Genomic DNA, 8,703 nt, shown 5'->3' on the forward strand with positions numbered 1-8,703 from the left:
GGCTATTTTTATGTACGACTTGCACGATATCGTTGAAATGAAAAAACCTCACGCTTGCCAGACGAATCGCTGGGAAGTCATTCGAATGGGCGCAGATATCAAAATCAGATGTATGAATTGCGGACATATCGTCATGATGACCCGTCGAGATTTTGAAAAGAAATTAAAAAAAGTAATTGAAAAAAATGCAGAGAAAGAGTGAATAAATTTATGGCATTGACTGCTGGAATTGTTGGGTTGCCCAACGTAGGAAAATCAACTTTGTTTAATGCAATCACAAAAGCAGGAGCAGAAGCAGCAAACTATCCCTTTGCGACGATCGACCCCAACGTAGGGATGGTAGAAGTACCTGACTGGCGTTTGCAACGCTTAACAGAACTTGTACATCCGAAAAAAACTGTTCCAACGACTTTTGAATTTACAGATATTGCTGGAATCGTAAAAGGCGCAAGTAAAGGAGAAGGTTTGGGAAATCAATTCTTAAGCCATATCCGCCAAGTAGACGCTATTTGTCACGTTGTTCGCTGTTTTGATGATGATAATATTACTCACGTAGAAGGACGTGTTGATCCACTAGAAGATATTGATACGATCAACTTGGAACTAGTGTTAGCAGACTTAGAATCTATCAACAAACGCTATACTCGTGTAGCAAAAGTTGCTAAAACCAAAGATAAAGATGCAGTGGCAGAACTAGCTGTACTGGATAAAATCAAACCTGTACTGGAAGAAGGAAAATCTGCCCGAACGATCGAATTTACTGAAGAAGAACAAAAAATCGTTAAATCACTATTTTTATTGACGACAAAACCAATTCTTTATGTAGCCAATGTCTCAGAAGATGACGTAGCAGATGCAGACGCGAATCATTATGTACAAGAAGTGCGCAACTTTGCTGCAGAAGAAAATGCAGAAGTGATCGTGGTCAGTGCTCGTGCAGAAGAAGAAATCGCAGAATTAGATGAAGAAGACAAAGCGGAATTTTTAGAAGCTTTAGGAATCGAAGAATCAGGTTTGGATCAGTTGATCCGTGCTGCTTATGATTTGTTAGGCTTAGCTACTTACTTTACTGCTGGGAAACAAGAAGTACGTGCTTGGACATTCAAAAAAGGAATCAAAGCACCACAAGCAGCAGGAATCATCCATTCAGATTTCGAACGCGGATTTATCCGTGCAGAAACTGTCTCTTTTGAAGACTTGGATCATTACGGAAACATGCATGCAGCAAAAGAAGCTGGACGTGTTCGATTAGAAGGAAAAGATTATGTCGTACAAGACGGCGACGTAATGTTATTCCGCTTTAATGTGTAAAAGGGCTATCAAACTAGCTGTAGAATATGGTAGAATGTCTTTTGTGACGACCGTTGAGAAAAGGAACGGCTAAGGAGGACTATTAGATAATGGAACCAGAACAATTACGAGCAATCGTAAAAGAAAACAATAGTTTAGAAACAAAATTAACCAAAAGAAATCAACAGTACATTTTTGATTTGAAAAAATCTTTAGAAGCAGCGAATTTGTCTGAAGAAGAAAAAGTAAAAGCCCTTCATGACATTCTGCCTACTTTAGTTGCAGAACAAAAAGGCGGAAGAACAGCCCGTCAATTGTTTGGGACAGTCTCTGAAAGAACGGAAGCAATCATCAATAAGCCAGCAGAAGTAAAAAATTCATCCACCCCTTTATTGATGTGGTTAGATAATACGTTGCTGTTGCTTGGTCTATTAAGTATCATGATTGCGATTACCGGATTGTTTTCACGTGGAACAACGCCAGCTTATGGCTTTTCTACACTCGTTCTAGGTTCTGCAATCGGTGGCTGGGTCTTTTATATGATGTACAAATACATCTATCAATATGAATATCCCGGAGCAGATCGAAGCAAGAAACCAGGAATGGGTAAGACATTGCTTATCCTAGGTGGAACGACACTTCTTTGGGTCGTACTGTTTTCTGCGACAACACTATTGCCGCCAGTTATCAATCCAGTATTAGATCCAGTAGTAGTTATCATTATCGGGGCAGCTGCTTTAGCAATCCGTTACTACTTGAAGAAAAAATACGGGATTATTGGAAGTTTATCCGTCCCAAGAAGATAAACTAGCAAAAAGATCAGCTATTTTGCTAAATATCTAGGGGTAGTAAAGAACCTCATTTTGTTTATCCATAGTTAAATAATAGTAAGGGGCTGTGACAAAAGTCTTGTCACAGTCCCTTTTTACGATAAACGGTGTTCAATCAGCTGACCCTCAGCATTAGCTCAACAAACGGCAAAATATGAGGAACTATTTTTCCGTTTTTTTCTCTAATACTCAGGTCAAAACGCTGATTTCACAACCTCTTCCTTAAACGGTGTTCAAAAGCTTGCATCTGCGGTAATAAGCCCAACCAATTCAAAAATATGAAAAACTATTTTTGATTGGCTGTTCTTATTACTTGATGCAGGACAGCTTTTTTACAATCTCTTTTAATACACACAGATGTAAACGCTTTATATTGGTATTCTATGAGAAAGCTAACTTGATTCCAAGTAGATCATTGACTTAAATGAAAAAATCAATTATTTTAATAGATAAACTAAATTAGAGGAGTGGTACTAAAAATGTCCAACTGGGAAACAAAGTTCACGAAAAAAGGATTTACTTTTGATGATGTCTTATTGATACCAGCAGAAAGTCACGTGTTACCAAACGAAGTGGATATGAGCGTACAATTAGCTAAAAATATTAAGTTGAATATTCCAATCATCAGTGCAAGTATGGATACTGTTACCGACAGCAAGATGGCCATTGCTATGGCAAGACAAGGCGGACTAGGTGTGATCCATAAAAACATGACGATCAGCCAGCAAGCGGATGAAGTAAGAAAAGTCAAACGTTCTGAAAGTGGCGTAATCATTGATCCGTTCTTCTTAACGCCACAGCATCTTGTAGCAGACGCAGAAGAATTGATGAGCAAATATCGTATCAGTGGTGTGCCAATCGTTGAAACACTTGAAAACAGAAAATTGGTAGGGATAATTACAAACCGCGACATGCGTTTTGTAACAGATTATCACATGCCGATTGCTGATGTGATGACAAAAGACAACTTAGTGACTGCCCCAGTAGGTACCTCTCTAAAAGATGCAGAAAAGATTTTGCAAAAACATAAAATCGAAAAATTACCAATCGTAGATAACGAAGGTCGTTTAAGCGGATTGATCACGATCAAAGACATCGAGAAAGTGATCGAATTTCCAAATGCAGCAAAAGATGAACATGGTCGTTTGCTTGTAGCAGCAGCCGTTGGTGTAACAAGCGATACATTTGAGCGTGCGAATGCTTTATTAGAAGCAGGGGCAGATGCAATCATCATCGATACAGCTCATGGACATAGTGCAGGTGTGATCCGAAAAATTCAAGAAATCCGTTCAACTTTTGCAGATGCAACATTGATTGCAGGAAACGTTGCGACGGCTGAAGCGACAAAAGCTTTATATGATGCAGGTGTAGATGTCGTAAAAGTTGGTATCGGACCAGGATCGATTTGTACGACACGTGTGGTAGCCGGTGTAGGTGTACCTCAGCTCACAGCTATTTATGATGCAGCATCAGTTGCTCGTCAATATGGCAAAGCGATTATTGCAGACGGAGGGATCAAGTATTCTGGTGACATCGTCAAAGCATTAGCTGCCGGCGGACATGCAGTGATGCTAGGAAGTATGTTGGCAGGGACAGATGAATCACCAGGTGAATTCGAAATCTTCCAAGGACGTCGATTCAAAACATACCGAGGTATGGGCTCATTAGGCGCGATGGAAAAAGGTTCAAAAGACCGTTACTTCCAAGGTAGTGTTAATGAAGCAAATAAATTAGTACCAGAAGGAATCGAAGGTCGGGTTGCTTATAAAGGAAGTGTTGCAGATATTATTTTCCAAATGATCGGCGGTTTGCGTTCAGGAATGGGTTATGTTGGGGCAGCGAATCTACAGCAATTACGTGATGAAGCGCAATTTATCCAAATGAGCGGCAGTGGATTAAAAGAATCACACCCTCATGATGTACAAATCACAAAAGAAGCACCAAACTATTCAGTTGAATCTTAAAAACATTAAAGAGCGTGGGACAAAAGTAAAGAATACTTTTGTCTCACGCTCTAAACACGTATAAACGGCGGAAGCAGAAGTAACTCCTTCGGAAATAAGAAGAAATTCACAAAAATTTGAAAAGCAATTTTCGTGAATTTCTTCTTATTTCTTGGAGTTAAACGCTTCTGTCCCAGCCTCTTTTTGAATAAACAGTGTTCCCTTGCCATCTCCGAATCACAAGTACAATATTCATAAAATATGAAGAGCTGTTTTTTGAATTTGTTCCTTGTAACTCGGAGCTGGGGGGAGGCTTACGACCTCTCCACTAAACGGTGTTCAATCAGCTGACCCTCGGTATTAGCTCAACAAACGGTAAAATATGAGGGACTATTTTTCCATTTTTTTCTCTAATACTCAGGCCAGGACGCTGATTTCACAACCTCTCGATAAATGGTGTTCAATCAACTAACCCTCGGTATTAGCTCAAAAAACGGCAAAATATGAGGAGCTATTTTTTCATTTTTTTCTCTAATACTCAGGTTAATTCGCTGATTTCACAACCTCTCGATAAATGGTGTTCAAAAGCCAGTTTCTCGGTATTAAGTCCAATTTATGCAAAAATGTGGAAAGCCATTTTCACAAAATTTTTCTTAATACTCGAAACTAAGCGGCTTTTTCACAACCTCTTTATTTAATAACTTTCAGATTCCCCATATAAGGAACGAGCGCTTCTGGAACTGTGACAGAACCATCTTCATTTTGGTAATTTTCCAAAATGGCAGCTACTGTACGGCCAACTGCAAGTCCTGAACCATTCAGAGTATGAGCATAGTGGATTTTTCCATCATTATCGCGATAACGGATCATTGCTCGGCGTGCTTGGAAATCTTCACAGTTAGAACAAGAACTGATTTCACGATAAGTATCTTGTGCAGGAATCCATACTTCTAAGTCATAAGTTTTAGCTGCAGAAAAGCCCATGTCTCCAGTTGATAAGGCCATCACACGATAAGGCAAATGCAATTTTTTCAAGATATCTTCTGCATCAGCTGTCATTTTTTCCAATTCTTCGTAAGAATGCTCTGCATCCGAAAATTTGACCATTTCTACTTTATTGAATTGGTGAAGACGAATCAGTCCTCGTGTATCCCGACCAGCACTTCCGGCTTCAGAACGAAAAGCAGGGCTTAGTGCAGTGAAATAAATAGGTAAATCTGCACCATCTAAAATTTCATCATTATAATAGTTAGTTAATGGTACTTCAGCTGTTGGGATTAACGTTAGATCAGTATTCTCCAATTGGAAAACATCTTCTTTGAATTTTGGAAATTGTCCCGTACCAAACATCGCTTTACTGTTGACGATATAAGGAGTGATCATTTCAGTATAGCCGTGTTCGTAAATATGCTGATCAAGCATGAAGTTGTAGACTGCACGTTCTAATCGAGCACCTAATCCTTTGTAATAGACAAAACGGCTACCGGCTACTTTTGCGCCACGTTCAAAATCTAAAATATCAAGATTTTCTGCAATTTCCCAGTGTGGTTTTGGTTCAAAAGCAAATGTACGTGGTTCGCTCCAACGACGGATTTCTACATTGTCCTCTTCATCTGTTCCAACTGGCACAGAATCATGGGGAAGGTTTGGCAAAGTAGTTGCAATTTGTTTCAACTTTTCATCCACTTCAGCAATTTCAGTATCCAATGCTTTGATGTTGCCACCGACTTCTTTCATTTCAGCGATTTTAGCAGAAGCATCTTCTTTTGCACGCTTCAATTGGGCGATCTCAGCAGAAACATCATTTCGATATTTTTTTAATTCTTCACTTTTGACTAGTAGCTTACGACGATTTTCATCTAGTTCCATGAATTCAGCTAATGTTTCTTTTTTTACGCCCCGAGTCATCAATTTTTCTTGTACTTCTTCAATATTTTGTCGCATCATTTTTACATCTAACATATGATTTCCTCCTTTTTGAAAATAAAAAAAGACTGATCCATCCCATTATTCTTGGGACGAATCAGTCTGAAATTCGCGGTACCACCCAAGTTCAGCGTCAGCTGCACTTGTTGAACACATAACGGCTGTTGAACCGACCTTTCTTATTTCGAAAGGGCACGTAAACGAACTGGAACTTCCAAATTATCCTTTGCTGATTTACACCTGCCATCAGCTCTCTGAAAAAGAATAAAGTGTACTGGGTTCTGTGTTTTTCATTTATTCTAATAATTGTAATAAGAATAGCGAATATTTCAGCTTTCGTCAATAACTTCCTGTGTATCAATAGGTAATTTTTCATTTTTCTTGATTGGAAGGTGCATGATGAAAGAAGTCCATTGCTTATCTGATTTTGCATAAATGTATCCGCCGTGCAAAGCCACAATGCTTTGAGCGATTGCTAAACCAAGTCCAGTTCCTCCAGTTGCTTGTGAACGAGATTCTTCTACACGATAAAAACGGTCGAATAGATTATCGATTGCCTGTTGTGGGATCATTGCTCCGTTATTTTTGACTGTTGCAACAACTTCTGAACCGATACGTTCTACTTCGATTACGATCTTCGTTGCTCCTTTTCCGTATTTCAACGCATTCGTCAAAAGATTATTGAAGACACGTACAAGTTTTTCGGTATCGCCATCCATGATAAGGGAGTCTACTTTTGATTGAACAAGTATTTGGATATTTTTTTTAGAAGCTTCCAACTCAAAATCAGCTGCTAACTGTTCGATCAACTGGATCATGTCAAAGGCAGAAAAATTCACCGGGACAGCAGGCTGGCGTACCTTAGTGTATTCAAATAAGTCGTCCACTAAAGATTTCATCTGCTTTGCTTTGATATAAGCAGTATGCGTATACTTTAAAAGATCTTCTTCTGAGTGATACTGGCCATCTTCTATCAGTCCTAGGTATCCAATGATGGACGTGAGTGGGGTACGGATATCATGACTGACATTCGTGATCAATTCATCTTTTGATTTTTCGATTTTACGTTCGTCTTCAATCGCTGCTACGGTACTATCCACCAATCCATTGATACTTGTTACCACTCGGCTTAAGTCACCACTCAGTTCAAAAGGGATACGATGATCATAATTTCCGTTTGCGATGTAGTGAAGTTCGCTGATGATATGCCGCAATTGCATTTGGCGATATCTTCGAATCAAGCGCCAATACAAAACACCAATATCTAATAGAAAGAAAAAGGGAATAATAAAATTCCGGCCGTTCCAGAACAAATCAGTGTTCAATCGTTCTGCAAAAATATTCTTTGAATCCCAAATCGCATTCGTCAAAGAAGGTGAACTGTTGATCACCGAACTGATAACAACCAGAATAGAAACATTTAATAGAAGCAAAAGGATAATCGTGATGATTCCTTCCGCTAACAATTCGCTGATTTCTTTTGAAGTCAAATTGATCCGACGGCGTTTTTCAGTTGCTCGTTTACTATCTTGCGTCAATTTTATAGCCCACTCCCCAAACGGTTTGAATGACTTTTTCACCACCAGTTGCTTCTTCAATTTTATCTCTTAAATGACTAACGTGAACCATGACAGTTTTAGCAGAGACAATACTTTCTTGTTTCCAAACACGCTCAAAAATTTCATCCGCGCTAAATACTCGATTAGGATGACTAGCAAGCAAGTAGAGGATACCGAATTCCAAAGCTGTTAACTGGATTTCTTTCCCATCGATTGTTTTAACTTCATGAGAGTCTTTATTGATGATTAATGCATTTACTTCTAATACATCAGGCTGATCTGGAGCAATCTGCATTTTTGTACGCCGTAATAAAGACTTTACTCTAGCCATTACTTCTAACGGATTAAATGGCTTGGTCACATAATCATCTGCACCAGCGACCAGTCCTTTGATCTTATCCATATCAGTAGTTTTTGCTGTCAGCATAATGATTGGTATTTGGGATTCTTTTCGTAGCTCTTTCACTACTTGCATCCCATCCATCTCAGGCATCATGATATCCAAGATAAGTAATTCAATATCGGGAATTGTTCTAATCTTAGATAATGCTTCCTTCCCGTCATAAGCCTTTACTGCTTCATACCCCTCATTGTGAACATAGATACTTAATAATTCAACGATTTCTTTATCATCGTCAGCAATCAAAATTTTCATAAATAAATCCTCCAGAGTCATATTGTTACTATTATTCTAGCAAAAAAAAGCAGAAATAGATAAAAGCAGCACTTTGTTAAGGAAAATTTTAGAAGGTGAGACATCTAGTTGGTGTGAATAAGACAAGAACATGAACATTCAACTGAAAACAAAAGGATTTTACGTCTCTCAGAGTTATAAAGACGAACGAAAAAGGACCAGAACTAACCAATGATCATGTAAGCTAGAAATGTTGATAAATAAGCATTTTCTTATTGACTTTCACATGTGATGTTGATATATTATTATTTGTTCAAAAGAACACCAATAACTTATTAAATAATAAAAAATAAGTTGTTGACATGTTGGAAATGACATGATAAGATAACTGAGTCGTTAAAAAAGAACCACTTGTGAAGCTTGATTATATCGAAAAAAACTTCAAAAAAGTTCTTGACAAATAACAAACGATAAGTTATGATAAATGAGTTGCTGAAAGATTTCGAAAAACGAAATCGAAA

General features: G+C 38.4%; 7 protein-coding genes. 4 read left to right on the forward strand and 3 right to left on the reverse strand.

The window, feature by feature from the left end; translation table 11 throughout:
- Positions 1-10 precede the first annotated feature (10 nt).
- The 4 genes from DIZ30_RS06895 (at position 11) to guaB (ending at position 4,084) form a co-directional block, all read left to right on the forward strand.
- Positions 11-202, forward strand: a complete 192-nt coding sequence (locus DIZ30_RS06895; protein ID WP_002293106.1) for a DUF951 domain-containing protein — start codon at positions 11-13, stop codon at positions 200-202.
- 8 nt (positions 203-210) lie between these two features.
- Positions 211-1,311, forward strand: coding sequence for a redox-regulated ATPase YchF (gene ychF / locus DIZ30_RS06900; protein WP_002325956.1), 1,101 nt, complete (start codon positions 211-213; stop codon positions 1,309-1,311).
- Positions 1,312-1,400: 89 nt separating this feature from the next.
- Positions 1,401-2,096, forward strand: a complete 696-nt coding sequence (locus tag DIZ30_RS06905) for a DUF1129 domain-containing protein (protein WP_002299780.1) — start codon at positions 1,401-1,403, stop codon at positions 2,094-2,096.
- Between the two features lie 503 nt (positions 2,097-2,599).
- Complete coding sequence (guaB, locus tag DIZ30_RS06910; RefSeq protein ID WP_002295264.1) at positions 2,600-4,084, forward strand: IMP dehydrogenase; 1,485 nt, start codon at positions 2,600-2,602, stop codon at positions 4,082-4,084.
- A gap of 669 nt (positions 4,085-4,753) precedes the next feature.
- Here guaB and serS read toward each other — a convergent pair.
- From serS to DIZ30_RS06930, 3 genes are all read right to left on the reverse strand, one after another.
- Complete coding sequence (serS, locus tag DIZ30_RS06920) at positions 4,754-6,025, reverse strand: serine--tRNA ligase (RefSeq protein WP_002307286.1); 1,272 nt, start codon at positions 6,023-6,025, stop codon at positions 4,754-4,756.
- A gap of 293 nt (positions 6,026-6,318) precedes the next feature.
- The gene (locus tag DIZ30_RS06925; RefSeq protein WP_002295267.1) at positions 6,319-7,527 is read right to left on the reverse strand and encodes a cell wall metabolism sensor histidine kinase WalK; all 1,209 of its coding nucleotides are present in this window, start codon (positions 7,525-7,527) and stop codon (positions 6,319-6,321) included.
- Positions 7,514-8,203: a response regulator transcription factor gene (locus DIZ30_RS06930; protein WP_002295268.1), complete on the reverse strand. Its 690-nt coding sequence runs from the start codon at positions 8,201-8,203 to the stop codon at positions 7,514-7,516. The genes DIZ30_RS06925 and DIZ30_RS06930 overlap by 14 nt, the downstream gene beginning before the upstream one ends.
- Positions 8,204-8,703: the final 500 nt, after the last annotated feature.

Origin of the sequence: Enterococcus sp. H57 (assembly GCF_003112495.1) — a bacterium.
Lineage (GTDB): Bacteria > Bacillota > Bacilli > Lactobacillales > Enterococcaceae > Enterococcus_B > Enterococcus_B faecium.